A 25,683-nucleotide genomic window follows, 5' to 3' on the forward strand; every position below is an offset into this window, starting at 1 on the left:
ACCGGCGGCGAGGGCCTCCGCTGCCCGTCAGGGGCGGGGGCCCTCGTCGTCGCCGAGCGTGCGGGCCAGCGCGGCCCGTTGCAGCGGCAGTATCTCGGCGTGCAGGTCCCGGCCCCTCGGGGTCAGCGTGACGTACACGCCGCGCCGGTCCTCCGCGCACATGGAGCGCTGCACCAGCCCGTCCTTCTCCAGCCGGGCGATGAGCCGGGACAGCGCGCTCTGGCTCAGGTGGACCCGGCCGACCAGATTCTGCACCCGGCACCGGTCGCCGTCCTCGGGCCCCTCGGTCACGAGGAGGTCGAGCACCTCGAAGTCGCTCGCTCCCAGACCGTGCGGATGCAGTGCCCGGTCGATCTCGCACATCGTGCGCGCGTGCACCGACAGGATGTCCCGCCACCGTTCCTCGAGCCGCGCGCCGGCCGTCCTGGCTCCCATGGGTGAACGGTAGCACCGGAACCGATATTGGTTGAATGTGCAAATGGCCCGGTCGCCGGACAACGGGGCCCCGGCTGCGGGAAGGTGGAGGGACACGGCAGGGGCGGGCCCGCGCGCAGGGAGGCCGAGATGCTCAGGACCCCCGTGCACGGCACGCGTCTCGACATCCTGGAGTGGCTGAAGGACCCGGCCGCGCACTTCCCGTCGCGGCGTCGCGTCGACCCCGCCGAGCACGGTGTCCACGCGGGCCACGTCGCAGCGAAGCTCGGCGTGCCCCGCCGCGTGGCCGAGACCCACCTGGGCCTCCTCGCCGCACTCGGCCTGCTCCGGGCCGAGAGGATCCGCCGCCGCACGTACTACCGGCGCGACGAGGTGCGGATCGCCGAGGTGGCGCGGATGTTCGAGAAGGGCTGGTAGACGCACGCGCCCTCCCGGGTGCCCCGGGCGCCGCCCCGGCGTTAGGCTGAGCAGCAGCCGCGGCCCGCAGGGGCGCGGCACGGCGGTGGGGCCCGCCGTACCCGAACCGCGGCGCGGGCGCCGCCAACGGTCCCTACTTGACTAGCGCAGGGGACACCCCTGCCCGGCGAGTAGGAGACGTACGACCATGACAGTCCCGAAGACCGGGCGTCCCGGCGGGATCCGGGCCTCGGCCCCGAGGCGGTCCGAGTGGCGCACCCAGGCACCGGTCGTCGCGGTCGTGGCCCTAGGCGGCGGCACCGGCGCCGCCGCCCGCTACGCCGCCTCCCTGTGGTGGCCGACGCAGAGCGGGAGCTTCCCCTGGACGACGTTCGGGGTCAATGTCGCCGGCTGTGCCGTGATCGGCGTGTTCATGGTGGTCATCACCGAGATCTGGGCGGCCCACCGCCTGGTCCGGCCCTTCTTCGGCACCGGCGTGCTCGGCGGCTTCACCACGTTCTCCACCTACGCGGTCGACACCCGGTCCCTGTTCGCCGACGGCCAGGTCCGCACCGCCCTGGCCTACCTCGCCGCGACACCGCTCGCGGCACTCACGGCGGTGTGGCTGGCAGCGTGGGCGGCCCGCCGGCTCCTGAAGCGGAGGCAGTCATGACGAGGCTGACCGGCGGCGCCCTGCGCCTGACCGTCTACGTCGGCGAGAACGACACCTGGCACCACCGCCCCCTCTACTCGGAGATCGTGCACCGCGCCCACGCGGCCGGCCTCGCGGGCGCCAGCGTCTTCCGCGGCGTCGAGGGCTTCGGCGCCTCCTCGATCGTCCACACCACCAGGCTGCTCTCCCTGAGCGAGGACCTGCCGGTGGCCGTGGTCGTCGTCGACACCGAGGAACGCGTCCGGGACTTCCTGCCGCAGCTCGACGAACTCGTCACCGAGGGCCTGGTCACCCTCGACCCCTGCGAGGTCGTCCGGTACGAGGGCAGGAGGCCGTCGTGAACTGGCTGCTGGTCGTCGCGGGCGGCATGGTCGGCGCCCCGCTGCGCTACCTCACCGACCGCGCGGTGCAGTCCCGGCACGACTCGGTCTTCCCCTGGGGCACCTTCACGGTGAACGTGGCCGGCAGCCTGATCCTCGGCCTGCTGACCGGTGCCGCCCTGGCCGGAGCGGCCGGCTCCGAGCTGCGGCTGCTGCTGGGGACCGGGTTGTGCGGCGCCCTCACGACCTACTCGACCTTCTCCTACGAGACGCTCCGGCTGACCGGGACAGGCGCCCGGCTGCACGCCGCCGTGAACGTGCTGGGGAGCGTGGCGGCCGGCCTCGCGGCGGCGTTCGCGGGGGTGACTCTGGCCGACGCGCTCTGGAGCTGACCGCGGGCACACAGCCTGGTGTAGTAGGAACTGGATGCCATGAGCGCCATCAGCATCGGTCAGGCCGTCGTCCTCGGAGCCGTCGAGGGGGTGACCGAGTTCCTGCCCGTCTCCTCCACCGGACACCTCAAGATCGTCGAGGGGCTGATGGGCATCCCGGTCGACGACGACGCCGTCATCGGCTTCTCCGCCGTCATCCAGGTCGGCGCGATCGCCGCCGTGCTCGTCTATTTCTCCAAGGACATCGCGCGGATCGTCTCCGCCTGGGCGCGCGGGCTGCGTGACCGGGAGGAGCGCTACCACCACGACTACAAGTTCGCCTGGTGGGTCATCTACGCCACCATCCCCATCGTCCTCGTCGGCCTGGCCGCCAAGCCCCTGATCAAGGGCCCGCTCGCCTCGCTGTGGGTGGTCGCCGGCTCGCTGATCGTCGGCAGCGGCGTGATGTGGTGGGCCGACCGCACCGGCCGGCACAAGCGGGGCGAGGACGACACGTCCTTCAAGGACGCGATGCTGGTGGGCGGCTCCCAGATCCTCGCCCTGCTCTTCCCGGGCTTCTCCCGCTCCGGCGCCACCATGTCCACTGCCCTGATGCTCGACCTCGACCGGGTCGCCGCCACCCGGCTGTCCTTCTTCCTCGGCATCCCGGCGCTGACCGGAGCGGGCCTGTACGAGCTGAAGGACGCTCTGGGCACCGGAGCGGGTGCCGCGCCGCTGGCGGTCGGCACCCTCGTCTCCTTCGTGGTGGCCTACGCCTCCATCGCCTGGCTGCTGAAGTTCGTCGCCAAGCACTCCTTCAACGCGTTCGTCATCTACCGGATCGCGGTCGGCGTCCTGCTGTTCGGGCTGCTCGGCACGGGCGTGCTGCACAGCTGAGCACCGGGCGCCGGACGTCCGACCGGTCAGCGGGCCGCGCGCAGCGGCTCCCCGACGCTCCTCATGTGCCGCAGCGCCTCACGATGCGAGGCCAGCAGTCCCGTCTGGTGGTACGGCACGCCCAGCTCGGCGCAGTACGCCTCGGTGACGGCCTGGGCCCGGCCGAGGGCAGGGGTCGGCATGCTGGGGAAGAGGTGGTGCTCGATCTGGTAGTTGAGGCCGCCCATGAAGGCGTCGACGAGCACGCCGCCCCGCACGTTGCGGGAGGTCAGGACCTGACGGCGCAGGAAGTCCAGCCGCATGCCCTCCTCGATCATCGGCATGCCCTTGTGGTTGGGCGCGAAGACCGAGCCCAGGTAGATGCCGAACAGACCCTGGTGCACGGCGAGGAAGACCAGCGCCTTGCCGGGGGAGAGGACCGTGAACAGGCCGCCGAAGTACAGCGCGAAATGGGCCACCAGCAGCGTGCCCTCCAGCACCGGCCGCTTCACGGCCCGGCTGCGCAGCGCCTTGAAGCTGTTGAAGCTCAGGTTGAGGCCCTCCAGCGTCAGCAGCGGGAAGAACAGCGCCGCCTGGTGCCTGCCGACGAACCGCGGGAGCCCGGTCGCCCTGCTGGCCTGACCGCGTGACCACACCAGGATGTCCGGGGAGACGTCCGGGTCCTTCTCCTCGTGGTTGGGGTTGGCGTGGTGGCGGGTGTGCTTGTTCATCCACCAGCCGTAGCTCATGCCGAGCAGCAGGTTGGCCACCAGCAGGCCGCCCGCCTCACTGGGACGCCGGCGCGAGAAGACCTGCCGGTGGGCGAGGTCGTGGGCCGCCAGCCCCAGCTGGCCGAAGACGACGGCGAGCGCGACCGCGACGAGCAGCTGGCTCCAGCTGTCCCCCAGGGAGACGAAGGCGGCCACCCCGCCGGCGAGCGCCAGGGCCACGGCACCGAAACGGACCGTGTAGTACAGGGGGCGGCGCCGGAGCAGACCCGCGTCGGCTATGCGCCGGGAGAGTTCGGAGAAGTCGCTCCCCTTCTCGCGTTCCTTCTCCCGGGCGGGCGTGGGCTGGCTCTCGACGAGCACCGTTGATTCGACCATGTACGTGAGTATGTGAAAGGCGTGCCGCCCGCAGAATGGCGTCCGCCCCCGAAACGGGGGTGAGGCCAGCACCACCCCGGTACGGGGGTCCACCCGCCGCCTGCTCCCCGCCGCCCGGAACGTCCCCGGGGGAGAATGGCGATCATGAGCACACCGACGACCTTCCGGCCGGTCCTGGAGCGCATCGCGGAGGAGATCGAGCGGACCCCGGGCAGCGGCCGGACCGCCGACTACATCCCCGCCCTCGCCGCCCGCGACCCGCGCCGCTTCGGCATGGCCGTCGCCGAGCTGGACGGCACGGTGTACGGGGTGGGCGACTGGCGGGAGCCGTTCTCCGCGCAGTCCCTCACCAAGGTGTTCACCCTCGCCCTCGACCTGGCCAGGGAGGGCGACGCCCTGTGGGAGCACGTGGGCCGCGAGCCCTCCGGCAACCCGTTCAACTCCCTGGTGCAGCTGGAGTACGAGAACGGCATCCCGCGCAACCCGTTCATCAACGCGGGCGCCCTCGTCGTCACCGACCGCCTGCACACCCGTACCGGCGACGCCGCGGGTGAACTGCTCGCCTTCCTGCGCGCGGAGAGCGGCAACCCGGACCTCGCCCACGACGAGGAGGTCGCCGCCTCCGAGGCCGCGTACGGCGACCGGAACGCCGCGCTGGCGCACTTCATGGCGTCGTACGGGAACATCGACAACCCCGTGCCGGTCCTCCTCGACCAGTACTTCCGCCAGTGCTCCGTCACCGCGTCCTGCGCCGACCTCGCCCTGGCGACCGGGTTCCTGGCCCGGCACGGGATCCGCGCCGACGGCACCCGGCTGCTCAGCCGCAGCCGGGCCAAGCAGATCAACGCGGTGATGCTGACCTGCGGCACCTACGACGCGGCCGGCGACTTCGCGCACCGGGTGGGGCTGCCGGGCAAGAGCGGCGTCGGCGGCGGCATCATCGCGGTCGTGCCCGGGCACTGCACGCTGTGCGTGTGGAGCCCCGGCCTGGACGAGCGGGGCAACTCGGTGGCCGGGGTGGCGGCCCTGGACCGCTTCACCACACTGACCGGGCTGTCGGTGTTCTGAACGTGCGCGACACTCCCGTCACCGCTCAACTTCCGTCGTCCCGCACGAACCTGAGCCGCAGGGCGAGTGCCATGACGCCCGCGCCGAGCCCCGCGACGCCCAGGATCGCGCCCGTCTCCGGCCAGCCCGGTTCGTCCTCGGCCGGCTTCGCCGCGGCCACCGCGGCGGGCGTCGCCTGCGGTCCCTGCCGGGGCCGGGCACGCTCGGGGACCAGCGAGCCCACCGGATCGACCTCCCCGTCCGCCTCGAAGCCCCAGTCGAGCAGCGAACGGGCCTCCTCGTAGACGGCGTGGCCGCCGCCCTCCTGAGGGTTCATCACCGTGACGACCAGGGTCCGTCCGTCGCGGCGGGCGGCGGCGATGAGCGTGTTTCCGGCGTTGCTGGTGTAGCCGTTCTTGACCCCGATCAGCCCGGGGTACGGCTCCACGCCGTCGGCCCCGGTGAGCAGCCGGTTGGTGTTCATGATCCCGTACGAGCCGCCGTCGCGGCCGGGGAAGAGCGCGTCGACCTTGGCGCAGTACCGGGCGAAGTCGGGGCGCCGCAGCCCCTCCCGGCCGAAGACGGCCAGGTCGTACGCCGACGAGACCTGGCCCGGGGCGTCGTACCCGTCCGGCGAGCGGACGTGGGTGTCGAGCGCGCCGAGCGCCCGGGCCTCGGCCTGCATCCGGGCCGCCGTGGCGCTCCAGCCGCCGGTGAGCGAGGCGAGGACGTGCACGGCGTCGTTCCCGGAGTTGAGGAAGACGCCGTTCCAGAGGTCGGAGACGCGGTACGTCTGGCCCTCGACGACACCGACCAGGCTGCTGCCCGGACCGATGCCGGACAGGTCCTCGGGGCCGACCTCGTGGCGGATGCCGCTGGGCAGGGCGGGCAGCACCGTGAGGGCGAACAGGGTCTTGAGGGTGCTGGCCGGCGGCAGTTCGCGGTGCGCGTCGTTCGCCGCCAGCACGTCGCCGGTGCCGGCGTCGGCCACGACCCAGGACAGGGCGGAGACATCGGGAACCGGGGGTGCTCCGGGGTGCGGCCGGACCTGGGTGCCGGAGCGGTGCAGCGGCGACGGCCCGGCCGCCGCGGCACCACCGGGCGGGCCGGGGTCCGGCCGCTCCGCACGGGCGGCCGCGGCGGCCGGCACGAGCGTCAGCAGCCCTGCCACACAGAGCATGCAGGAGGATCGAGCCGCCCGGGATACCCGGGGTGAGAATCCGATAGTCATACCGCAAACGTAGGAATGGCCCCCCGCACCGCCTCCCTGACCGGGCCGGATCCGCCGCGCAAACACCCGGATGCCGTAGCCGAGGCCGGCGGGCGGGGGTGACGGCACGGCCCGGGTGCGGGTCAGTCGGCGGGTAGCGTCGGCTGGACCTGCCGCAGGAACGTGGCGTTGTCCGGCGTCCGGCGCAGCCGCTCCAGCAGGGTCTCCAGGCCGGACTGCCCGTCCCGGGTCCCCAGGGCCCGGCGCAGCCCGCGCACGGCGGTCGTCTCCGCGGCGGTGAGGAGGAGCTCCTCGCGCCGGGTGCCCGAGCCGACCAGTTCGACGGCCGGGAAGACCCGGCGTGAGGCCGGCTCCCGGCTCAGCCGCAGTTCCATGTTGCCGGTGCTCTTGAGCTCCTCGAAGTAGAAGTCGTCGGCACGCGAGCCGGTCTCCACCAGGGCGGTGGCGAGGATGGTGAGGGAGCCGCCCTCCTCGGCCTTGCGGGCCGCGCCGAAGAACCGCTTGGGTCCGAGCAGCGCCCCGGCGTCGACGCCGCCGCTGAGCGTGCGGCCGCCGGAGGAGGCGGCGTTGTTGTGCGCCCTGCACAGCCGGGTGAGGGAGTCGAGGAGGATGACGACGTCCTCCCCGTCCTCGACGAGCCGCTTGGCCCGCTCGATCACCAGCTCGGCGAGCGCGATGTGCTGCTTGGCGCTCTGGTCGAAGGTCGAGGAGTACACCTCGCCCCGCACCGAGCGCCGCATGTCGGTGACCTCCTCGGGGCGTTCGTCGAGCAGCACCACCATCAGCCGGGACTCGGGGTGGTTGCCCGCCACGGCGGCGGCGAGCTGCTGGAGGAGGACCGTCTTGCCGGTCTTCGGCGGTGCCACGATCAGGCCGCGCTGGCCCTTGCCGAGCGGGGCGACCAGATCGGTGACGCGTCCGGCGAGCCCGGCCGCCGGGTGCTCGAGCCGGAGCCGCTCGTAGGGGTGCAGCGGGGTCAGGTCGGCGAAGTGCCGCCGCTTGCTCCGCCGGTCGGGCGTACGGCCGTTGATGCGGACGACGTCGGTCAGGGTGCGCCGCTCGCCGCACACCCCCTCGACGAGGTCGCCCTTGCGCAGCCCGTGCCGGCGGATCAGTGCGGGGGAGAGGGCGGGGTCGGCGGGCTCGGGTTGCAGGCTCCTGCCCCGCAGGCGCCCCTTCCCGCCCGCTTCGATGTCGAGGACACCGCTCGCGACCTGGATCGGGGACTGCTGCACAGGGGGGTGTTCGAGTGTGGTGGTCATGTGGTCGGTCCTTTCGAGGACACGGGCATGGGACATGCGCAAGGAAGGGGAGAAGCCGTGCGAGGGGTCGGACGACACGCCTCCGGACGGCGGGAACAGCACCTCGGACACGGCGGGGACTGAGCCCCTGCTCACGAGGTTGTGCTGAGAAGCGGACGCACCGGTCACGCCAGGACGGGCGGATCCGCGAACCGAAGGGGAACGGGCACCGGCGCCCCGATCAAAGGGGCGTACACAAGTGCTCCACGCACACTACCACGATTTCACCGCACGGTCCCGCGTCCCGCGTCGGCGGGGAAGCTTGCGGTCACCGGTTCTCCGGCCGGGCTCCGGGGCCGACCCGCTCGGTGATGCGCCGCCGGTAGTTCGGGCACTGGGTGACGTCCTCGAACGTGCAGTTCAGGCCGCCCTCGATGAGCTCCAGCGAGGCCTGGGCCGCCGCGATCGTCGACTGGAGCTCTTCGGCGGCGGGACGCAGGAGTGCGTGCCGGGCGGCGCGGCCGGCACGGGTGGTCAGGCTCCCGATGGTGGTCAGAGAAAGGCCGGCCTCCTTCAGGAGGAGGATCGTCGCCACCCGGGTGAGGTCGTCCGCCCCGTAGCGGCGGCGCCCGCCCGCGTCCCGTCCGGGGCGCAGCAGGCCCATCGTCTCCCAGTGCCGCAGCACGTGCGTGGCCAGGCCGAAACGCGCCGCCAGGGCGCCGATGCCCAGGCTGTCGGCACCGTCGTCGCTTGACTTCATGCCGACATTAAGTCGCAGCATCGGACCCATGTCCATGAATCGCAAAGCGGTGCCGGATCACCGGGACACCGAAGCCCTGCTGGCCGTCCTCGACTCCGCGGACCGGATGCCGGGCGCCGCGCGGCTGCGGGCCCGCTCCTACGAACTGCTCTCCCTCGTCCCGGGCTCGACCGTCGTGGACGTGGGTTGCGGCGCCGGACGAGCCGTCGCCGAGCTGGCCGAACGCGGCGTCCACGCGGTGGGCGTGGACCCCGGTCCGGGGATGCTGACGGCGGCCCGGCAGCGGTGGCCGCAGGCCGAGTTCCGCCGGGCCGGGGCGGAGGAGCTGCCCTTCGCCGACGCAAGCGTGCGCGGCTACCGCGCGGACAAGGTCTTCCACGTGCTTCGGGAGCCGGCGCGCGCGGTGACGGAGGCGCGCCGGGTCCTCCGCCCGGGCGGCAGGATCGTCCTGCTCGGTCAGGACTGGGACGCCATCATGATCGACTCGGACGACCCGGCACTCACCCGCACGATCGTGCAGGCCCGCGCCGACCTTCTGCACACGCCCCGCGCCGGCCGCCAGTACCGCGGTCTGCTCCTGGCCGGCGGCTTCGAGGACGTCACGGTCGAGGCGCACACCAGTGTGTTCACCGACCCCGCGATGCTGTCGCTGCTCGTGCGGCTCGCCGAGTCGGCCTGCGCCGGCGGCGCCGTGGACCGGGACCGGGCGGACGAGTGGCTCGCCGAGCAGCGCCGACGCGCCGAGGCGGGCCGCTTCCTCGTCGCCGTTCCGTTCTTCGTGGCCTCCGCCGGCGCATGAACTCAGCCGGCCGGACGCGCCCCGGCTTCCTGCGTCCGCTGCGTCGCCCGCGCCTCCTCGGCGATCCGCTCGAACTGCGCGGCCATGGCCGCCTGAAGGGCCTGGGCGCCCGAGAGCGGACGCACCATCACCGTGAGTTCGGCGATGCGGCCGGACGCGTCCAGGTGCAGGAAGTCGCAGCCGCTGATCTCGCGGTCGCCCACCCGCGCCGCGAAGACCAGCGCGTGGTCGCGGCCGTCCGCCTCGCCGATGACGCGTTCGTAGCGGAAGTCCTCGAAGACGCGCTCGACCGCGCGCAGGATCGCCGCCGTGACCGCCCTGCCCCGGTAGGGCTTGAAGACGACCGGGCTGGAGAACACCACGTCGTCGGCCAGCAGTGCTTCGACGGCGTCCATGTCGTGTGCCTCGACCGCCGCGCGGAATTCCCGCATCGCCACTCCTTCATACTGAGCTATTACTGAACTATTTGAATAGGTGTGGAGTAGAGTAGTGGTTGCGCCGCGCGCTTGCTAGCGTGTCGACATGTCTCTCAAGTACGCCGTCCTGGCCGCCCTGCTGGAGGGCGAGGCCTCGGGCTACGAGCTGTCCAAGATCTTCGACGTGTCGCTCGCCAACTTCTGGCCCGCCACGCCGCAGCAGCTCTACCGGGAGCTGGAGCGCCTCGCGGGCGACGGACTCATCGAGGCCCGGACCGTGCAGCAGGAACGCAGGCCCACCAAGCGGCTGTTCTCGCTCACCGAGGCGGGCCGGGAGCAGCTCGGCGTGTTCGCCGCCGAGCCGACCCGGCGGCCCACCGCCGTCCGGGACGAGTTCCTGATCAAGATGCAGGCCATGGACGGCGTCGACCCGGCGGCGGTCCGCGCCCTGGTCGAGGAGCGCAGGGTGTGGGCGCTGGGCAAACTCGCCCGCTACGAACGGGTGCGGGAACGCCTGCTGGACGGCCGTACCGAGGAGGAGCACCTGCGGGAGGCCGACCGCGTCGGGCCCTACCTCACCCTGGCCGCCGGGATCACCTTCGAGCGGGAGAACGCCCGCTGGTGCGAGCGCGTGCTCACCGTGCTCGACGGGCGCCGCGCTCCCGCGGGGCCCGCCGGACAGCCCCTAGGCTGACCGGATGTTCAGCCCCGAAGGCCCCACCCTGCGCGAACTCGCCGTCCAGGCACTGTCGTCGGTCGAGCGCGGCTACGACCTGCTCGCCCCGAAGTTCGACCACACCCCGTACCGGACGCCGGACCGGGTGCTGGACGCCGCGGCCCGCGCGCTGGAGCCGCTGGGACCCTTCGCCGCCGGACTCGACCTGTGCTGCGGCACCGGCGCGGGCGTCGACGTGCTGGCCCGGGTGTGCCAACGGGGCGTCACCGGCGTGGACTTCAGCACGGGCATGCTGGAGGTCGCGCGCCGGCGCACCCTGCCACGGGGCCCGGCGGTCTCCTGGGTGCGCGCCGACGCCCGCGCGCTGCCGTTCGGCCCCGTCTTCGACCTCGTGGTGAGCTTCGGGGCGTTCGGACACTTCCTGCCCCGCGAACTGCCGGGCCTGTTCGGCCAGGTGCGCTCCGTGCTGCGGCCGGACGGCTGCTTCGCCTTCCCCGTCGTCGCCCCGCCCCGCCCCGGCTCCCCGGGGTACTGGACCCTGCTCGGCTTCGACGCGGCGATGCGGGTGCGCAACGCGCTGTGGCGGCCGCCGTTCGTCATGTACTACCGGACGTTCCGCCTCGGGCACGTCGGCCGCGAGCTGTCACGGGCCGGCTTCCGGACGGACCTGCACGCCCTGCCCGAGTTCGGCCGCCGCCCCGACGGCAGCCCGCGGGTCCGGCTGGTCGTGGCCCGGCGCCCGACGTAGCGCCGGGTCAGCCGGCCGCCGGCAGGGTGAACTCGTAGACCAGGGCGTCCTGCCGGGTGTCCACCAGGAGGTCGGTGATCTCCAGCGGCCGCGCGTACTGGTCGTGCACCCGCCGCACCACCCGGACCGACGCGGTGTCGGGCTGGAGCGTGATGGTGTCCCGGTGATGCAGCGTCAGGCCCGCCCGGCGCATCCAGTCGTAGGCCCGGCGCAGCTGCGCGCGGGCGACCCCGTCGGCGCGGTCGCGATACCGGGCCAGCTCCTCGACCTCGGCGAGCGCCACGGCGGAAAACGATGTCACCGCCGTGCGCCTGCCGTTGCCCCCGGCCGCCGCCGACGTGTAGTGGTGCATCAGGGTCGGCCTGCCCGGCACCAGCCCCAGCGCCGCGGCGTGCTCCGGCGGCGGCGTCCCCCAGACCACGCTGGCACGGTCGCCGGTGCGCGGCTGAGCCGCCCGGGCGCCGACCGGGAAGACCAGCGGTGCCGGACTCCCGGCGGGCTGACCCGGCAGGGCGACGTGGGTGCCCCGCCGGTCGGTGCTGAGCAGACCGTCCCTGCGCAGGACGTCCAGGGCCTGCCGTACGGTCTCGCGGCTGACGCCGAAGTGCTCCGCCAGCCGGCGCTCGCCGGGCAGCCGTTCCCCCGGCGGGACGGTCCCCTCACGCAACTCGCCGAGCAGTTGGTCCGCCACCCGCCGGTACAGGGGCGGCCGGGCCTCGGCGGGGGACGGGTCGGCGAAAAGCCGGTCGTGCGGGGTGGTGCGGGCCATGCCGCGCCTCCTGTTGATGACGTACGGTAGCCGTGCGGGCTCGGTGCGCCACCATGATTACCATTGGTCTAAACCAGCAGGGAAGACCGGTCCGCCGGTTCGGCCGAAACACCACCCACGAACCTCAGGCGTAGCGGCTCAGCCAGCGCACCTTGGCGGCCTCCTGGTACGGGCCGCCGCCCTCGTGATCGTTGAAGTCGTACACCTCGATCGTCCGGTCCTCGTGCGACCAGGCGTTGAACGCGGCGAAAACGGTCGACGGCGGGCAGGTCTGGTCCTCCAGGGCCGCCGAGAACAGGGCCGGCGCCCGGCCCCGCGCCGCGAAGTGCACGCCGTCGAAGTAGGACAGCGTGCGCAGCGCGTCCCCGGTCCGGCCGCGGTGCGTCTTCAGGTACAGGCCGACCTCCCGGTAGGGGTGCCGGTCGGTGAGCGTGACGGCGCGCGGGAAGTCGCACAGGAACGGCACGTCCGGCGCGACGGCGACCAGGTCCGGCACCAGCCCGCCCACCGCTATCGTGATGCCGCCGCCCTGGCTTCCGCCCAGCGCCACCGTGCGCGACGGGTCGGTCAGCGGGTGGGAGCGGGCCGCCTCGACCGCGCGCACGGCGTCGGTGAAGACCCGCCGGTAGTAGTAGTTCTCCGGAGCGTCCAGGCCGCGGGTCATGAACCCCGGGTACGCGGGCGTGCCGCCGACCGGGTCCGGGGTACCGCCACCGCCGCCCCAGGCACTGCCCTGGCCCCGGGTGTCCATCACGAAGTGGGCCCGGCCGGTGGACGCCCACAGCAGGTGCTCGTGCGGCAGCCCGCGCCCGCCGCCGTACCCGACGAACTCCACGACCAGCGGCAACGGCTCGGCCGCCGCGGCCGGCAGGATCAGCCAGCCCTTCACCGGATGGCCGCCGAACCCGGCGAACGTCACGTCGAGCACCCGCACCGTGGACAGCCCCGTGTCGACCGGTTCGAAGCGGGCGCCCAGATCGTGCTCCCTGGCCTCGGCGAGCGTCTTGCTCCAGAACGCGTCGAAGTCCTCGGGCTCGGCCGACGTGCTGCGGTAGGCGTGGAGTTCGTCGAGCGGAAGGTCGAACAGGGCCATCGATGACCGCCTTTGCGGGGAGACGCGGCAGACCGCACTGATGATCACACGGTACGTGAGCGCCTTGAGCGGACGCCAGGTCCGGCCGTCCTCGGCAACCGTGCGGACGGGGGTGCCCGTCAGGCCCGGCGGTGGGTCCACCGCGGCTCGGTGAGCGCCCAGTCGCGGTCCCACTCCGCCATCCGCCGGCGCAGTGCCACCGCGCGCACGGCACGGTGCGCGAGGAGCACCGTGACCACCGTCCCGATGGTGGTGAACGAGCCGACGGTCGCGCTGTGCTGCCAGATCTCGGCCCCGTCCGACGGCGGGGGCACGCTCCGGCCGCGCGAGTCCAGCCACACGTCGACGCTGTCACCCTGCCGGGCGCCGGCCGGCACCCGCGCCGTGGTGCTCTTCTCCGTGCCGTCCGCCGCCTTCCAGTGGACGGTGGCACGGTACGAGTGCTGTCCGCCGAGCTGTCCCGTCGACAGGGCAGCGGGGGACCGGTCCTCCACCGTGGCGCGGACGTGGTGCCGCTCCGCCCGCTGCTCGGCGACGATCGCCTGCGCCTGTCCGTAGCCCCACCACGCGGTGGCGGCACCCAGCACCGGCGCCGCGACGAACAGCAGGAGGGCGACGACCACCTTGGTCCACGCCTCGACGACGTCCGACCGGCGCCGCAGCGGATTGTGCCGCCGGCGCCGGCCGCGTACCCGGGTTCGCATGTCGACCTCCCCGCGATCACCGCGACCGGAGGGGCGGACGGACGGCCGTCGAGCGCGGGGGCCGCCGCGCCTTCGTGTCGCGCCACGTGTGCGAGTGCCCGCACTGGACTGGTACCCAGTCCCGCGGGCCTCGCTCACGCACCGGGCGGGATCAGCCGAAGCGCTCGATCCGGATCCGGTCCACCGGCTGCCCGGCGGCCACCAGCAGCCGCGACGCGTGCTCCGCGAACGCGTTGGACCCGCACACGTAGGCCTCCCAGCCACCGGCGGGCTGCTCGGCCAGGAGCGGCGCCAGGTGGGCGGAGGCCAGCCGGCCCACCGGCGTCCCGGCCGGCGCGGTGCGGGTGAACACGGGCGTCGTCTCCGCGCCGAACTCACGGGCGTAGATCAGTTCCTCGGGACCGCGCGCGGACACCAGGAGCCGCAGCGGCACGGTGAGCCCCCGCGCCCGGTGGTGCCGCACCATCGACATCAGCGGTACGACGCCGGATCCGGCGCCGAGCAGCAGGGCGGGCCGGTCGCCGGGCCAGGCGAAGAAGCCGCTGAGCGGGCCGCGCACCTCGATCTCGTCGCCGGGCCGCGCCTCGGTGTGGAACCAGCCGGACACCTCCCCGTCGGGCACCCGGTCCAGGGTCAGCTCGATGTGCCCGGACTCGTCCTGGGCGGACGCCAGCGAGTAGTGGCGCTGGGCCCGGTAGCCGTCCGCGGCGGTGAGCCGCAGCATCAGGTGCTGGCCGGGCAGGTGGCCCGCCCAGCCGGGCACGGCGAAGCGGAAGGTCGACGCCCAGGGCGTCTCGGGGCGGATCTCGGTGAGCGTGGCCGTCTGCCACGTCCCGGCCACCCGGCCGTTCACCTCGATGCGCCCGGGCACGGCGAACCGCGCCGGGGGAGTGAAGGCACCCGCCGTGTGCGTGGCTGTCTCAGTCACCGGAGTACCGCTGCTCCTCCCAGGGATTGCCGCGGGCGTGGTAGCCGTTCTGCTCCCAGAAGCCCGGCTCGTCGTGGTCGAGGAGCTCCAGCCCCGCCACCCACTTCACGCTCTTCCAGAAGTACAGGTGCGGCACTATCAGGCGTGCCGGGCCGCCGTGCTCGGGGGCGAGCGGCTCGCCGTCGTACTCCCACACGATCCACGCGCGCCCGCCGGTCAGGTCCGCGAGCGGCAGGTTCGCGGTGTAGCCGGTGTGCGCGTGGGCGACCGCGTGCGTGGCCGACGGCAGGGGGCCCGCCGCGTCCAGGAAGGCGTCCAGCGACACGCCGCCGAAGCGCACCCCGAACTTCGACCAGCCGGTGACGCAGTGGATGTCGCCCGCGTACCCGGACGCCGGCAGCAGGCGGGCCCGGGCCAGGTCCCAGGTGCGGGGCTCGGCCACCAGACCGCCGACGCGGAAGGTCCAGTCGGCGGGCGCGATGTCGGGCGTGACCTCGGCGGACAGCACGGGCCAGTCGTCGCCCGCGTCGTACTGGCCGGGCGGCAGGCCGGGCCGGGCGGCGCGCGGGCGCCCGGTGAAGCCTCGGGTGGTGTTCATGCGGTGGAGCCTTTCGGGCCGCCGGGGCGGGCTGCCCGCGGCCGGCGTCATCGTGCGTACCGGTCAGTGCGTACCCGTCAACCGTACGTGGCCCCCGGCGCCGCCCGGTCCTGCTCCCCGTCCAGGGGCGCGCCCGGCCACGCGTTGTACCGCTCCAGATACCCGGCGAAGCGGAGCAGGTCCTCCTCCGCCCAGTCGCCGAGCCGCTCCCGGAAGGCGGTCCGCCGGCGCTCGGTGACCCGGTCCAGGGCCTGCCGTCCGGACTCCGTCAGGTGCAGGACCTGCACGCGGTGGTCGTCCGGATCGACGCGCCGCTCGATCAGCTCGGCGCGCTCCAGCGCGGACACCTGGCGGCTGACGGTGGACTTGTCCAGCGCGTAGTGCGCGGCCAGATCCGTGGCCCGGCGGCCGTCCCGCTCCTCCAGGTGGCCGAGCAGCGTGTACGACACCAGCGACAGCTCCGGGTGCATGCGTCCCGCGGAGGCGCGGGCCCGGCGGGCGAAGACCGTCATCTCGCGCTGGATGGTCTCCACGGCCGCGTCCGCGGGGCAGCCGCCGGGAACGGCGGTCGTCTCGTCCGGTGTCTCGGCAGCCGTCACGGTTCCTCCTCCGCATTGCTGGTTGCACAGTACAACTCCGGAGAAGAGGTTGCACAAGTCAACTATGTGTGGGGGCCGTCGGCGTCTGATCACTGGGGTAGGGTGACCGTCGGCCGCGGACCGCCCCGGCCGCCGGACGACTGGGAGGTGAGACCGATTACCGCTGTGTCGGCCCGGGTGCTCTCACCTCACGCCAGTGCGGTCACCGGAGACGAGTGACCGGGAGAGCGCCCTTCGGTTCCCGAAAGGCTCTCGGCTTCCATGCCTCCCACCTTCCCCGCTTCACCCACCCCCGCGCCCTCCCCTGACCTGTTCTCCGCGTCCCTCCCGACGACGGACGCCGTCGTGGCCGCGCTGCGAGCCGCCGGCTGCGTCTTCGCCGAGGACGAGGCCGCGCTGCTGCTGACCGCCGCCGGCAGCGCCGCCGAACTCACCGCGCTCGTCGACCGCCGCGTCACCGGCCTGCCCCTCGAACTCGTCCTGGGCTGGGCCGGGTTCCGCGGCCTGCGCATCGCGGTCGCCCCCGGTGTCTTCGTGCCCCGCCGCCGGACCGAATTCCTGGTGACCGAGGCCCTGGCCCACGCGCCGCACGCGAACGTCGTCGTGGACCTGTGCTGTGGGTCCGGGGCCGTCGGCGCGGCCCTGGCGGCCGCCCTGGACCGTCCCGAGGTGCACGCCGCCGACGTCGATCCGGCCGCGGTGCGCTGCGCCCGCGGCAACCTGGCGGACGCGGGCGGCCGGGTGTACGCCGGTGACCTCTTCGACGCGCTGCCCGCCGCGCTGCGCGGCCGGGTGGACATCCTCGCGGCCAACGTGCCGTACGTCCCCACCGGTGAGGTCGCCCTGCTCCCCGCCGAGGCCCGCGACCACGAACCGCTGGTCGCCCTCGACGGCGGCACCGACGGCCTCGACGTGCTGCGCAGGGTCGCGGCCGAGGCACCCGGCTGGCTCGCCCCGGGCGGCTGCCTGCTGGTCGAGACGAGCGAACGCCAGGCGCCCGGCGCCGTCGACGCCTTCACCCGGGCCGGCCTGACGACCCGCCTCGCGGTCTGCGAGGAGCTGTACGCCCACGTGGTGATCGGCGTCCGGGACTGACGTCACCGCTCCGTGCCGCCCGCGCCACCGCCGGTGTTAGCGCACCGGCGGTGTGGCCCGGGCGATCAGCAGGGCCACGTCGTCGGAGTTCTCCGGCTCGTGCAGGGTGCGCAGCAGCAGGTCGCAGACCTCCTCCAGCGGGCGGTCCGGGCCCTCCAGCAGCGCGAGGAGCGCGTCCAGCCGCTGATCGAGCGGATGCCTGCGCGTCTCGACCAGGCCGTCGGTGTAGAAGACCAGCCGGTCGCCCGGCTCCAGGCCGACCTCGGTGGTGGAGAAGGCGACGCCGCCCACCCCGAGCGGCACTCCGGTGGGCAGGTCGAGCAGCTCGGGCGGCCGGCCCGCCCGCAGACGGACCGGGGGCAGGTGCCCCGCGTTGGCGATCAGACACCGTCGCCGGTGCGGGTCGTGGACGGCGTACAGGCAGGTGGCGATGGCCTGGTCGAGACCCGCCGTGGTCCGCTCCAGATGCCCGAGCAGCTGCGCGGGATCCAGCTCGAGGGCGGCCAGGGTGTTCGTCGCGGTGCGCAGCCGCCCCATGGAGGCGGCCGCCGCGATGCCGCTGCCCATCACGTCGCCCACCACGAGCGCGGTCCTGCCGCCCGTCAGCTCGATCACGTCGAACCAGTCGCCGCCGACCTCGCTCGTGCCCCCGGCCGGCTGGTAGCGGGAGGCGACCTCGAGGCCGCCGGTCACCGGCGGATGGCTAGGCAGCAGGCTGCGCTGGAGGGTGAGGGCCGTGTCGCGGGCGTTCTGGTACCAGCGGGCGTTGTCGATTTGCAGCGCCGCCCGCGCGGCCAGCTCCCGGGCCAGCAGCAGGTCGTCCTCGTCGAACGGCAGGGGATTGGCGATCCGTTTCAGGTCCAGGGCGCCGAGCACCTCGCCCCGCGCGATCAACGGCACGGCCAGGTACGAGTGGACGCCCGCCCGGCGCAGCAGCTCGGCCGCCTCCGGCGAACGGGCGACGCGCCCCAGGTCCTCCCGCGTCACCCGGGCCACCATCACCGGCCGGCCGGTGCGCATGCACTCGGTGACCAGGCGGTCCGGCCCGTACCGGGCGACCCGGCCGGGCGGGTCGGCCGCCCCCAGCGCTTCCCGGGCGTCGTCGGCGGCGCGCACGGCCAGCGCCCTGAGCACCGCCGGTTCGGCCGGCCCCAGCGTGCTGCGCCGGCCCTCGACCACGGCGTCCAGCAGGTCCACGGCGGCGACGTCGGCGAGTCCGGGCACGGCCACGTCGGCCAGTTCGTACGCGGTGCGGTCCAGGCGCAGCGTGGTGCCGATCCGGGCGGAGGCGTCCGCCACGGCGGCCAGCCGGCGCCGCGCGGCCTCCGCCTCGGCGCTCGTCCGGTACTGCTCGGTGACGTCCACCACCGAGACGGCCACGCCCAGCACGGCACCCAGGGCGTCCTCCAGCCGGTACAGCGACACCGACCAGGCGTGGTCCTCGTCCGGGTCGGCGGGGGTCCGTCCGGTCGCGGGCAGGTCGACCACCGGCCGTCCGGTCTCCAGCACCTCCCGTGCCGACGCCTCCAGCGGATCGGCGTCCACCTGCGGCAGCAGCTCACGGATCGTCCGGCCGAGGTGCTCCTCGGCGGGGATGCCGTTGAGCCGCTCCAGGGCCGGGTTGACGGAGACGTAGCGCAAGTCGGTGTCCAGGACGGCCAGACCGATCGGGGACTGCATGATCACCCGGCTGGACAGGGCCACGTCCCGCTCCAGCCGGCGGACCATCGACTGGTCGGCCGCGAGCCCGAGGGCGTAGACGTCCCCGCGGTCGTCCAGCAGGCGCATGTTGCGGAACTCCACCAGCCGGGTGCTGCCGTCCCGGTGCCGCACGGGGAACGCGCCGGCCCAGCTCCGGCCGGTCTTCATGACGTCCTCGAACAGCTTCACGACCAGGTCGAGATGGCGTTCGTGGACCATGATGCGGGCGGCGTACTGCCCCAGCGCCTCCGGCGCCGCGTAGCCGAACAGCTCCTCGGCCTGCGGGCTCCACAGGACGATCCGGCCCTCGGTGTCCAGCACGATCGAGGCCACGTTCAGCAGGTCGAGCAGCCCACTGGGCCGCACCGGGCCGCGCGGCGACGGCTCGCCCTCGAACCCGGCAGACCCCGCTGCACTCATCCCACGCCCCGCCTTCGCCGTTCGACGCGCCACGCCTTCGAGGCCGATCCCCTTGTTCTACCGCGTTCCACCGCGCGGAAGGCCGGTCCGTCAGGGCTCCGCCGTCTCCTCCCAGCATCTCCCCGCGGGCCGGGGAGCGCCGCACGGGGCGGGTGCGGGCGGGACCCGGACCTTCGTGCGGAGCCTGCCCGGCGGGACCGGGACCGGGACCAGGGCAGGGACCGTGACCGGGACCGTGACCGGGACGTCGTACCGAGCGCGTCCGGAGTTGGTCTGTACATGACTCGGTGGACGGGTCCAGACTGTGCGCCGAGTGTCCCGCCCCCGCCCGCGCCGCCCGGCCACCCCCACCGAGGAGCCCCCATGCCCCTGCGTGCCCGGCAACGTTGTCACGCCGCCCTGACCGGTCTCGCCGTCCTCACCCTCGCCCTCTGCCTCGCGGGTCCGGCGACGGCGGCCACCCCGGCCCCCACGGCCCGCGCCGCCGACACCTGGACCGAGGTGGGCTCCGACCGCGCCGACCCGCTGACCGAGAGCCAGGGCCTGGCCTCGGTGGAGGTCCCGGCCGGCAGCCCCAACCGCTACACCGGCATAGGCACCATCCCGCTCGGCCTCAGCACCCGAGGCTGGAACCACGTCGGCGACCCCGACGCCTCCTACGACGGCCACTACGTCGAGCCGTACCAGCGCGACGACGGGAACACGAAGATGTTCCGCGTACAGGCGCCGGACGGGAGCTGGTCGGAGTACGTGCACACGCTGAGCCCCGGCGAGGCGCTGAACAACTCGTGGTCCGCCCTCTCGCCGGACGGCCAGTGGATGCTGGCGGGCGAGTGGGGCACCATGAACCGGCTGCTGGTCTTCCCGACCCCCGGCGTCAACCCCGCCACCTCGCCGTCGGCGAACCTCCCGCAGGCGGCCACCGTCCACCTGGACCACGCCGTGCGCGACGTCCAGGGTTGCGACTTCCTGGACGCCACCACGCTGCTGTGTTCCTCCGACGACCCGGAGGGCACACTCTTCGGCATCACCAAGCCGCTGCTGCGGATCGACCTGTCGGCGGCGCCCAACGGCACCGCCGACGTCACCGGACACGTCACCGCGCTGCGGCAGCTGCCCCTGCGCAGCGCCTGCTCCGGCGACTTCGAGGCGGAGGGCATCGACTACGACCGGCGCACCGGCACCCTGCGCGTGATCGTCGTGTCCCCCGGCTTCTGCGTGCTCACCGACAGCAAGACGTACCGGTTCACCCGGGGCTGACCCCTCGGCCCGGCCCCGGCCCCGGTCCCCCTTCGCGCCGGGCCTCCGGTGGTGCTTTTCTGGTGGTATCGGCGAGAGCGGTTTCGGCCACGACCACGAGAGGGAGCGATCACGATGGACGGTGAGCGACTGCATCCCGAGTCCGTCTCGGTGGAGCTGAGCGGATGCAGCAAGGAGGACGCCCGGACCGTGTTCGACACCCTGTGCGCCTGCTTCTCCTCCGACCGGCACACGGGCGACGTGACCCGGGAGTACGACGAGGTGCGCCCGACCGTGTGGCTCGGCACCTTCGACGTGGCCGACGAGCAGGGAGGCGAGTGCGGCCCCGCCCGGCTCGGGGCGTCCGTCGAGGCCGACGCGCAGGGCGGCTACTGGGCCATCGAGCGGCTCCGCACCACCCTGGACTCCCTGTTCACCGTGCACGACCTGAGCCAGGCCTCCGGGGACCAGGAGCGCGAGCTGCACGTGCGGCTCGAGAGTCGCTGACCAGGGTCCCTCCGTGGGCGGTGAGGTGTGCGGTGAGGTGTGCGCCACCCCATTGTGCAACTAGTTGCACAATGGGGTGGCTGTCCTCTACAACAGAGGCACGTCACCGCGCACGGAGGGCCCGATGAGCCGATACCCGCACCTGCTGAGCCCGCTCGACCTGGGCTTCACCACGCTCCCCAACCGGGTCCTGATGGGCTCCATGCACGTGGGCCTGGAAGAGGCCGAGCGCGGGTTCGAGCGCATGGCCGCCTTCTACGCCGCCCGGGCCCGCGGCGGAGTGGGCCTGATCGTCACCGGCGGCATCGCCCCCAACGACGAGGGCCGCCCGTACGAGGGCGGCGCCAAGCTCACCTGCGGGGCGGAGGCGGAACAGCACCGTGTCGTCACCGACGCCGTGCACCGCGAGGGCGGCCGCATCGCCCTGCAAATCCTGCACTTCGGCCGCTACGCCTACCACGCCGACCTGGTCGCCCCCAGCGCACTCCAGGCCCCGATCAGCCCGCACGTGCCGCGCGAGCTGACCGACGCCGAGATCGAGCGCACCATCGACGACTACGTGCGCACCGCCCGCCTCGCCCGCGGGGCCGGATACGACGGCGTCGAGATCATGGGCTCCGAGGGCTACCTGATCAACGAGTTCATCGCCGCGCGCACCAACCACCGCACCGACCGCTGGGGCGGCCCGTACGAGAACCGGATGCGCTTCCCCGTCGAGATCGTCCGCCGGGTGCGCGAGGCGGTCGGCGAGGACTTCATCGTGGTCTACCGCCTGTCCATGCTCGACCTGGTGCCCGGCGGCTCCACCCTGGACGAGGTGATCACCCTCGCCCAGGCCGTCGAGGCCGCCGGAGCCACGATCATCAACACCGGCATCGGCTGGCACGAGGCCCGCATCCCCACCATCGCCACCTCCGTGCCGCGCGGCGCCTACACCTGGGTGACCAAGCGGCTGATGGGCGAGGTGTCCGTCCCGCTCGTCACCACCAACCGCATCAACACCCCCGAGGTGGCCGAGGCGCTGCTCGCCGAGGGCACCGCCGACATGGTCTCGATGGCCCGCCCGATGCTCGCCGACCCCGACTTCGTCGCCAAGGCCGCCGCCGGCCGTCCCGAGGCCATCAACACCTGCATCGGCTGCAACCAGGCCTGCCTGGACCACACGTTCAGCGGCCAGATCACCTCCTGCCTGGTCAACCCGCGCGCCTGCCACGAGACCGAGCTGGTCCTGGCCCCGACCCGGCGGCGCAAGCGCGTGGCCGTCGTCGGCGCCGGACCGGCCGGCCTCGCCTGCGCGGTGAGCGCCGCCGAACGCGGCCACGAGGTCACCCTGTACGACGCCGCGAGCGAGATCGGCGGGCAGCTCAACGTCGCCCGCAAGGTCCCCGGCAAGCAGGAGTTCGACGAGACGCTGCGCTACTTCCGTACCCAGCTCGCGGAACACGGCGTCGACGTGCGCCTGAACACCCGCGTCGGCGTGGACGACCTCACCGGCCACGACGAGGTCGTCGTCGCCACCGGCGTCACCCCGCGCACCCCCGACATCCCCGGCGTCGACCACCCGTCCGTCGTCGGCTACCTCGACGTCCTGCGCGACGGCGCCCCCGTCGGCGAGCGCGTCGCGATCCTCGGCGCGGGCGGCATCGGCTTCGACGTCGCCGAGTACCTCACCGACGGCGGCGACAAGGCCCACGAGGACCCGGAGACGTACTTCCGCCTCTGGGGCGTCGACACCGACTACCGTGCGCCCGGCGGCCTCGCCGCGCCCGAACGCCCCGCGCCGCCGCGCACCGTCCACCTGCTCCAGCGCAAGACCACCAAGGTCGGCGCCGGACTCGGCAAGACCACCGGCTGGATCCACCGCACCGAACTGAAGCACCGCGGCGTCACCATGGTCCCCGGTGTGCGCTACGACCGGATCGACGACGCCGGACTGCACCTCACCGTCGGCGACGAGTCCACCGTGCTGAAGGTCGACACGGTCGTCCTGTGCACGGGCCAGGAGCCGAGCCGGGGCCTCTACGACGACCTGATCGCCGCCGGGCGCAGCGCGCACCTCATCGGCGGCGCCGACGTGGCCGCCGAACTGGACGCCAAGCGCGCCGTCAAGCAGGGCACCGAGCTGGCGGCGGCGCTGTAGGGGAGCGGCGCGGGCGGCGGGGGACGGAGACCGGGCGGCGGGCGGACGGGGCCGGGCGGTGGGCGGACGGAGACCGGGCGGTGGGCGCTCGACGGCCGGGCGGCGGGGCGGGCCGTCCCTAGGATGAGGCCATGTCACTCCCGCACGCGATCCTCACCGCCCTGGTCGAAAAGCCGTCCTCGGGGCTGGAGCTGACCCGCCGGTTCGACAGGTCGATCGGCTACTTCTGGTCGGCGACGCACCAGCAGATCTACCGCGAGCTGGGAAAACTGGAGACACAGGGCCTGATCCGCGCCCTGCCCGACCAGCAGCCGGCCCGCGGGCAGAAGAAGTCCTACGAGGTCCTGCCCGCCGGCCGCGCCGAACTCTCCCGCTGGACCGCGACCCCGCAGGACCCCAAGCCCCTGCGCGACACCATGCTGCTGCGGCTGCGCGCCGCCGCCGTGGTCGGCACCGCCGGTGTCGAGGCGGACCTGCGGCGCCATCTGGAGCTGCACCAGCGGCAGTTGGCCGAGTACGAGGAGATCGAGGAGCGGGACTTCCCGCCCGGCCGGGACAGCGCCGAGGACCGGCTGCGGCACCTGGTGCTGCGGGCCGGCATCGACCTGGAGACGTTCTGGACCCAGTGGCTCGGGCACGCCCTGGCCCAGTTCGCCGAACTGCCCGGCGACGAACCGGCCTGACGGCTTTCGCGGGCGCCGCTCAGAACCGGTACGGCTTCGCGCGACGGCGCACGAACCAGGCCGCGGCGATGACCCCCGCTCCCACCAGCGCGCCGCCCGCCGCCAGGGTGGCGGTGCCGTAGTCCTGGACGGCACCGCCGAGGCCGCCCATGACACCGCCCGGCGACGCGGACGGGGACGGGGTGGCGGACCGGCTCGGCGAGGGCGACGGGGAGGGGGCCGAGGAGACGATCACCGTCTGGGTGCCCGCGGTGCTGTTGTTCGAGCACATGACGATCACCGTGTAGGTGCCCGGCGAGATTCCCGACCAGGCCGCGGACTGGTTCGAACCGCTGCCGGACAGCGCCACCTGACGCCCCTGGGCGAAGTCCCGCTGACTGCTGGTCAGCAGCGAGGCGGTGCCCCAACTGCCGTTGAGCTGGGCACAGGCCGTGGTTGTGACCGACACCGTGGTCCCGGTGGTGCTCACGGAGATCCCCGGCCCCGCCGCGGCCGGTCCGGCGGCCAGGGCGGCGGGCAGCACGGCGGCGGCCGCCACGGTGGCGCCGGAGCGGAGAAGTGGCGATGAGATGCGCATGTGGACTGCCCTCCGGCGGCACGGTCGGCGGTACATCCCTTGCGCCGCCGGGATCGGGATCACCCGTGCCCCCGCTGGCAGCCAACAGGGCACCGGCCGCCCCCGCATGCGGAGCGCGACCGGCCAGGTGACGCGTTCGCCCGGGCAGGTCAGGGGCCGACCGGGCGCCAGGTCACCGGCCCGCGCCCGTGGTCACCTTCCGCTCCGCCGAGAAGCCGCCCCAGGTCCCGTCGGCCAGCCTCGCCCGGATTCGCACCCGGTGCGTGACCCCGGCCTCGCGCCCGGCGTAGAAGCTGTACTCGGCGCGGTCGCGCGGCGCGTCGGCGCCGTAGACCAGCGAGGTCGCCGCACGGCCGTCCAGCTGGATCTGGTACTCGGTCACCGGCGTCCCGGTGCGCGGCGGGACCCAGGACAGGTCGAGATAGTAGGCCCCGTCGGCCCGGTGGGAGGATGCGCGCAGCTGCGTGGGAGCGGTCGCGTGCCCGTCGTCGGTGCCGGGGGTGGTGAGCCGGACGACGGCGCCCGCGGGGGAGACGTTGTCGGCGGCGTCCCGCGCCCGCACGGTGAACGCGTAGCGGGTGCCCGCGCGCAGTCCCGTCACCACGGCCGCCGTCTGACCGCCGCCGACGCTGTGCACCTTCGCGTCGCCCTGGTAGACGTCGTACGACACCACGCCGCGGTCGTCCTTCGCGGCCGACCAGGTGAGCTGGACCGCCCGGCTGCCCGCCGCCCGGCCGTGAACGTTCCCCGGGCGGGTCGGAGCGGAGTCGTCGGCCACCTCGGCCGGAGTGGTCGCCCGCACCTCCCGGCTGCGCGGCCCGAGCCGCCCGTCGGCGTCCCGGGCCCGCACGGTGAAGACGTACGACGTCGACGGGCGCAGCCGGGTGACGTCCACCATCCGCTCGGCCGCCGGCACCGCCTTCACCAGGGTGCCGCCGCGATACACCTCGTACGTCCGCACGTCGTCGACCGCGTTCCACATCACGTGCACGGTCGTCGCGCTGCCGGCCTCGGCAGTGACGCCCATGGGCACCGCGGGCAGCCCTCCGCCGTCCCCGTCCCTGTCCTGGGCCGAGCCCCAGCCGCAGGACGTGAGCAGGAGCAGCGCCCCGCAGAGCAGGGCGCATCGGCGCGGGAGGGGAAGGACGGGTACCTCGCGCACGGCTCTGCCTCCCGGTGGCGCCGATCGTAAAGGTCCGGACCAATATGACGCCTGTGACGCGATCACATCAAGAGGGTCGTGGGTGACGGTCACTCGGGAGGGTTACGTATGCTGAGTCACCTCACGGCCGAACTCCCGGACATCACCGGGAAGTTCCAGCCGATGGCGCGTGGACCGCTGTCGTCGCCATCCCGCGCCGTCGCGGGCGGCCGGGCGGGCCGGAGCCGGAACAGGTTCCGCCCGCCCGCCCCCGGTCGCACCCCGCCGAGGCACGGAGCGCGCGGCGGGTGTGCACCGTCTGGCCCTGCAAAAGGTGGGCGCGTGAGCGATTCGGGGACAGATGGGGCCGAGTGTCCGTCCATGTCCCCGAGGA

At 73.7% G+C, this 25,683-nt stretch carries 29 protein-coding genes; 14 read left to right on the forward strand and 15 right to left on the reverse strand.

The annotated features are described in order from the left end of the window. Positions 1-27: 27 nt before the first annotated feature. On the reverse strand, positions 28-435 hold the full coding sequence (locus B9W62_RS35370; RefSeq protein ID WP_087810997.1) for a MarR family winged helix-turn-helix transcriptional regulator: 408 nt from the start codon (positions 433-435) through the stop codon (positions 28-30). Positions 436-564: 129 nt separating this feature from the next. On the opposite strand from B9W62_RS35370, the gene B9W62_RS35375 reads away from it, so the two are divergent. The 5 genes from B9W62_RS35375 to B9W62_RS35395 all read left to right on the forward strand — a co-directional run bounded on the left by B9W62_RS35375 (position 565) and on the right by B9W62_RS35395 (position 3,092). Further along, positions 565-852 (forward strand): ArsR family transcriptional regulator, encoded by a 288-nt coding sequence (locus tag B9W62_RS35375; protein WP_142198136.1) that lies wholly within the window; start codon positions 565-567, stop codon positions 850-852. A 187-nt stretch (positions 853-1,039) separates the two neighbouring features. After that, a complete protein-coding gene (crcB, locus tag B9W62_RS35380; protein WP_087810999.1) occupies positions 1,040-1,504 on the forward strand; it encodes a fluoride efflux transporter CrcB in 465 nt (154 codons plus the stop codon). Beyond that, positions 1,501-1,845, forward strand: a complete 345-nt coding sequence (locus tag B9W62_RS35385) for a DUF190 domain-containing protein (RefSeq protein WP_087811000.1) — start codon at positions 1,501-1,503, stop codon at positions 1,843-1,845. The genes crcB (B9W62_RS35380) and B9W62_RS35385 overlap by 4 nt, the downstream gene beginning before the upstream one ends. After that, positions 1,842-2,216: a fluoride efflux transporter CrcB gene (crcB, locus tag B9W62_RS35390; RefSeq protein ID WP_087811001.1), complete on the forward strand. Its 375-nt coding sequence runs from the start codon at positions 1,842-1,844 to the stop codon at positions 2,214-2,216. The genes B9W62_RS35385 and crcB (B9W62_RS35390) overlap by 4 nt, the downstream gene beginning before the upstream one ends. A 39-nt stretch (positions 2,217-2,255) precedes the next feature. Continuing rightward, positions 2,256-3,092 (forward strand): undecaprenyl-diphosphate phosphatase, encoded by an 837-nt coding sequence (locus B9W62_RS35395; protein WP_087811002.1) that lies wholly within the window; start codon positions 2,256-2,258, stop codon positions 3,090-3,092. Between the two features lie 26 nt (positions 3,093-3,118). Here B9W62_RS35395 and B9W62_RS35400 read toward each other — a convergent pair whose 3' ends face one another. Continuing rightward, positions 3,119-4,177, reverse strand: a complete 1,059-nt coding sequence (locus B9W62_RS35400; protein WP_179235818.1) for a fatty acid desaturase family protein — start codon at positions 4,175-4,177, stop codon at positions 3,119-3,121. Positions 4,178-4,312: 135 nt separating this feature from the next. On the opposite strand from B9W62_RS35400, the gene B9W62_RS35405 reads away from it, so the two are divergent. After that, positions 4,313-5,245, forward strand: coding sequence for a glutaminase (locus tag B9W62_RS35405; protein ID WP_179235819.1), 933 nt, complete (start codon positions 4,313-4,315; stop codon positions 5,243-5,245). A gap of 25 nt (positions 5,246-5,270) precedes the next feature. On the opposite strand, the gene B9W62_RS35410 is transcribed toward B9W62_RS35405, so the two are convergent. The 3 genes from B9W62_RS35410 to B9W62_RS35420 form a co-directional block, all read right to left on the reverse strand. After that, entirely contained in the window at positions 5,271-6,455 is a 1,185-nt protein-coding gene (locus B9W62_RS35410) for a D-alanyl-D-alanine carboxypeptidase family protein (RefSeq protein WP_179235820.1), read from the reverse strand. 122 nt (positions 6,456-6,577) lie between these two features. Then, positions 6,578-7,717, reverse strand: a complete 1,140-nt coding sequence (gene rho / locus B9W62_RS35415) for a transcription termination factor Rho (protein ID WP_256976690.1) — start codon at positions 7,715-7,717, stop codon at positions 6,578-6,580. A 307-nt stretch (positions 7,718-8,024) separates the two neighbouring features. Continuing rightward, positions 8,025-8,456: a MerR family transcriptional regulator gene (locus B9W62_RS35420; protein ID WP_087811004.1), complete on the reverse strand. Its 432-nt coding sequence runs from the start codon at positions 8,454-8,456 to the stop codon at positions 8,025-8,027. 28 nt (positions 8,457-8,484) lie between these two features. Here B9W62_RS35420 and B9W62_RS35425 point away from each other — a divergent pair, with 28 nt between their 5' ends. Next, a complete protein-coding gene (locus tag B9W62_RS35425) occupies positions 8,485-9,255 on the forward strand; it encodes a methyltransferase domain-containing protein (RefSeq protein ID WP_087811005.1) in 771 nt (256 codons plus the stop codon). A 2-nt stretch (positions 9,256-9,257) separates the two neighbouring features. Here the strand turns inward: B9W62_RS35425 and B9W62_RS35430 are convergent, their stop codons facing one another. Continuing rightward, a complete protein-coding gene (locus B9W62_RS35430) occupies positions 9,258-9,686 on the reverse strand; it encodes a nuclear transport factor 2 family protein (protein WP_087811006.1) in 429 nt (142 codons plus the stop codon). A gap of 91 nt (positions 9,687-9,777) precedes the next feature. On the opposite strand from B9W62_RS35430, the gene B9W62_RS35435 reads away from it, so the two are divergent. After that, positions 9,778-10,365, forward strand: coding sequence for a PadR family transcriptional regulator (locus tag B9W62_RS35435; protein WP_087811007.1), 588 nt, complete (start codon positions 9,778-9,780; stop codon positions 10,363-10,365). Positions 10,366-10,369: 4 nt separating this feature from the next. Continuing rightward, positions 10,370-11,095, forward strand: a complete 726-nt coding sequence (locus tag B9W62_RS35440) for a class I SAM-dependent methyltransferase (protein ID WP_087811008.1) — start codon at positions 10,370-10,372, stop codon at positions 11,093-11,095. 7 nt (positions 11,096-11,102) lie between these two features. Here the strand turns inward: B9W62_RS35440 and B9W62_RS35445 are convergent, their stop codons facing one another. The 6 genes from B9W62_RS35445 to B9W62_RS35470 form a co-directional block, all read right to left on the reverse strand. Continuing rightward, positions 11,103-11,864 carry a GntR family transcriptional regulator gene (locus B9W62_RS35445; RefSeq protein ID WP_087811009.1) on the reverse strand — a complete coding sequence of 254 codons (762 nt, stop codon included), beginning with the start codon at positions 11,862-11,864 and terminating at the stop codon, positions 11,103-11,105. 124 nt (positions 11,865-11,988) lie between these two features. Continuing rightward, on the reverse strand, positions 11,989-12,957 hold the full coding sequence (locus tag B9W62_RS35450) for an acetylxylan esterase (protein WP_087812242.1): 969 nt from the start codon (positions 12,955-12,957) through the stop codon (positions 11,989-11,991). A gap of 119 nt (positions 12,958-13,076) precedes the next feature. Further along, entirely contained in the window at positions 13,077-13,661 is a 585-nt protein-coding gene (locus tag B9W62_RS35455; RefSeq protein WP_087811010.1) for an Rv1733c family protein, read from the reverse strand. A 151-nt stretch (positions 13,662-13,812) separates the two neighbouring features. Then, entirely contained in the window at positions 13,813-14,532 is a 720-nt protein-coding gene (locus tag B9W62_RS35460) for a ferredoxin reductase (RefSeq protein ID WP_107424254.1), read from the reverse strand. Positions 14,533-14,581: 49 nt separating this feature from the next. Continuing rightward, positions 14,582-15,187 carry a sulfite oxidase-like oxidoreductase gene (locus B9W62_RS35465; RefSeq protein WP_087811011.1) on the reverse strand — a complete coding sequence of 202 codons (606 nt, stop codon included), beginning with the start codon at positions 15,185-15,187 and terminating at the stop codon, positions 14,582-14,584. Between the two features lie 77 nt (positions 15,188-15,264). Further along, positions 15,265-15,786: a MarR family winged helix-turn-helix transcriptional regulator gene (locus B9W62_RS35470; RefSeq protein WP_087811012.1), complete on the reverse strand. Its 522-nt coding sequence runs from the start codon at positions 15,784-15,786 to the stop codon at positions 15,265-15,267. 261 nt (positions 15,787-16,047) lie between these two features. On the opposite strand from B9W62_RS35470, the gene B9W62_RS35475 reads away from it, so the two are divergent. Continuing rightward, positions 16,048-16,881: a putative protein N(5)-glutamine methyltransferase gene (locus tag B9W62_RS35475; protein WP_087811013.1), complete on the forward strand. Its 834-nt coding sequence runs from the start codon at positions 16,048-16,050 to the stop codon at positions 16,879-16,881. Between the two features lie 36 nt (positions 16,882-16,917). Here the strand turns inward: B9W62_RS35475 and B9W62_RS35480 are convergent, their stop codons facing one another. Continuing rightward, on the reverse strand, positions 16,918-19,002 hold the full coding sequence (locus B9W62_RS35480) for a SpoIIE family protein phosphatase (protein WP_087811014.1): 2,085 nt from the start codon (positions 19,000-19,002) through the stop codon (positions 16,918-16,920). A gap of 363 nt (positions 19,003-19,365) precedes the next feature. Between B9W62_RS35480 and B9W62_RS35485 the strand changes: the two genes are divergently transcribed. From B9W62_RS35485 to B9W62_RS35500, 4 genes are all read left to right on the forward strand, one after another. Next, the gene (locus B9W62_RS35485; protein WP_087811015.1) at positions 19,366-20,262 is read left to right on the forward strand and encodes a hypothetical protein; all 897 of its coding nucleotides are present in this window, start codon (positions 19,366-19,368) and stop codon (positions 20,260-20,262) included. 114 nt (positions 20,263-20,376) lie between these two features. Beyond that, positions 20,377-20,748: a hypothetical protein gene (locus B9W62_RS35490; protein WP_087811016.1), complete on the forward strand. Its 372-nt coding sequence runs from the start codon at positions 20,377-20,379 to the stop codon at positions 20,746-20,748. A gap of 124 nt (positions 20,749-20,872) precedes the next feature. Further along, a complete protein-coding gene (locus B9W62_RS35495; protein ID WP_087811017.1) occupies positions 20,873-22,888 on the forward strand; it encodes an NADPH-dependent 2,4-dienoyl-CoA reductase in 2,016 nt (671 codons plus the stop codon). A gap of 131 nt (positions 22,889-23,019) precedes the next feature. After that, entirely contained in the window at positions 23,020-23,571 is a 552-nt protein-coding gene (locus tag B9W62_RS35500; protein ID WP_087811018.1) for a PadR family transcriptional regulator, read from the forward strand. A gap of 19 nt (positions 23,572-23,590) precedes the next feature. Here the strand turns inward: B9W62_RS35500 and B9W62_RS35505 are convergent, their stop codons facing one another. Next, complete coding sequence (locus tag B9W62_RS35505; RefSeq protein ID WP_179235821.1) at positions 23,591-24,148, reverse strand: hypothetical protein; 558 nt, start codon at positions 24,146-24,148, stop codon at positions 23,591-23,593. Positions 24,149-24,320: 172 nt separating this feature from the next. Continuing rightward, positions 24,321-25,310: a fibronectin type III domain-containing protein gene (locus B9W62_RS35510; RefSeq protein ID WP_087811020.1), complete on the reverse strand. Its 990-nt coding sequence runs from the start codon at positions 25,308-25,310 to the stop codon at positions 24,321-24,323. Positions 25,311-25,683 lie beyond the last annotated feature (373 nt).

It is taken from the genome of Streptomyces sp. CS113 (assembly GCF_002188365.1).
Taxonomy (GTDB): Bacteria; Actinomycetota; Actinomycetes; order Streptomycetales; family Streptomycetaceae; genus Streptomyces; species Streptomyces tendae.

What these genes read in the sequence shown, in the direction of transcription:
- B9W62_RS35370 (WP_087810997.1), bottom strand. Translation starts at nt 435, where the DNA reads ATGGGAGCCAGGACGGCCGGCGCGCGGCTCGAGGAACGGTGGCGGGAC.
- B9W62_RS35375 (WP_142198136.1), top strand. Translation starts at nt 565, where the DNA reads ATGCTCAGGACCCCCGTGCACGGCACGCGTCTCGACATCCTGGAGTGG.
- crcB (WP_087810999.1), top strand. Translation starts at nt 1,040, where the DNA reads ATGACAGTCCCGAAGACCGGGCGTCCCGGCGGGATCCGGGCCTCGGCC.
- B9W62_RS35385 (WP_087811000.1), top strand. Translation starts at nt 1,501, where the DNA reads ATGACGAGGCTGACCGGCGGCGCCCTGCGCCTGACCGTCTACGTCGGC.
- B9W62_RS35395 (WP_087811002.1), top strand. Translation starts at nt 2,256, where the DNA reads ATGAGCGCCATCAGCATCGGTCAGGCCGTCGTCCTCGGAGCCGTCGAG.
- B9W62_RS35400 (WP_179235818.1), bottom strand. Translation starts at nt 4,177, where the DNA reads ATGGTCGAATCAACGGTGCTCGTCGAGAGCCAGCCCACGCCCGCCCGG.
- B9W62_RS35405 (WP_179235819.1), top strand. Translation starts at nt 4,313, where the DNA reads ATGGCGATCATGAGCACACCGACGACCTTCCGGCCGGTCCTGGAGCGC.
- B9W62_RS35410 (WP_179235820.1), bottom strand. Translation starts at nt 6,455, where the DNA reads ATGACTATCGGATTCTCACCCCGGGTATCCCGGGCGGCTCGATCCTCC.
- rho (WP_256976690.1), bottom strand. Translation starts at nt 7,717, where the DNA reads ATGACCACCACACTCGAACACCCCCCTGTGCAGCAGTCCCCGATCCAG.
- B9W62_RS35420 (WP_087811004.1), bottom strand. Translation starts at nt 8,456, where the DNA reads ATGAAGTCAAGCGACGACGGTGCCGACAGCCTGGGCATCGGCGCCCTG.
- B9W62_RS35425 (WP_087811005.1), top strand. Translation starts at nt 8,485, where the DNA reads ATGTCCATGAATCGCAAAGCGGTGCCGGATCACCGGGACACCGAAGCC.
- B9W62_RS35430 (WP_087811006.1), bottom strand. Translation starts at nt 9,686, where the DNA reads ATGCGGGAATTCCGCGCGGCGGTCGAGGCACACGACATGGACGCCGTC.
- B9W62_RS35435 (WP_087811007.1), top strand. Translation starts at nt 9,778, where the DNA reads ATGTCTCTCAAGTACGCCGTCCTGGCCGCCCTGCTGGAGGGCGAGGCC.
- B9W62_RS35440 (WP_087811008.1), top strand. Translation starts at nt 10,370, where the DNA reads ATGTTCAGCCCCGAAGGCCCCACCCTGCGCGAACTCGCCGTCCAGGCA.
- B9W62_RS35445 (WP_087811009.1), bottom strand. Translation starts at nt 11,864, where the DNA reads ATGGCCCGCACCACCCCGCACGACCGGCTTTTCGCCGACCCGTCCCCC.
- B9W62_RS35450 (WP_087812242.1), bottom strand. Translation starts at nt 12,957, where the DNA reads ATGGCCCTGTTCGACCTTCCGCTCGACGAACTCCACGCCTACCGCAGC.
- B9W62_RS35455 (WP_087811010.1), bottom strand. Translation starts at nt 13,661, where the DNA reads ATGCGAACCCGGGTACGCGGCCGGCGCCGGCGGCACAATCCGCTGCGG.
- B9W62_RS35465 (WP_087811011.1), bottom strand. Translation starts at nt 15,187, where the DNA reads ATGAACACCACCCGAGGCTTCACCGGGCGCCCGCGCGCCGCCCGGCCC.
- B9W62_RS35475 (WP_087811013.1), top strand. Translation starts at nt 16,048, where the DNA reads ATGCCTCCCACCTTCCCCGCTTCACCCACCCCCGCGCCCTCCCCTGAC.
- B9W62_RS35480 (WP_087811014.1), bottom strand. Translation starts at nt 19,002, where the DNA reads ATGAGTGCAGCGGGGTCTGCCGGGTTCGAGGGCGAGCCGTCGCCGCGC.
- B9W62_RS35485 (WP_087811015.1), top strand. Translation starts at nt 19,366, where the DNA reads ATGCCCCTGCGTGCCCGGCAACGTTGTCACGCCGCCCTGACCGGTCTC.
- B9W62_RS35490 (WP_087811016.1), top strand. Translation starts at nt 20,377, where the DNA reads ATGGACGGTGAGCGACTGCATCCCGAGTCCGTCTCGGTGGAGCTGAGC.
- B9W62_RS35495 (WP_087811017.1), top strand. Translation starts at nt 20,873, where the DNA reads ATGAGCCGATACCCGCACCTGCTGAGCCCGCTCGACCTGGGCTTCACC.
- B9W62_RS35500 (WP_087811018.1), top strand. Translation starts at nt 23,020, where the DNA reads ATGTCACTCCCGCACGCGATCCTCACCGCCCTGGTCGAAAAGCCGTCC.
- B9W62_RS35505 (WP_179235821.1), bottom strand. Translation starts at nt 24,148, where the DNA reads ATGCGCATCTCATCGCCACTTCTCCGCTCCGGCGCCACCGTGGCGGCC.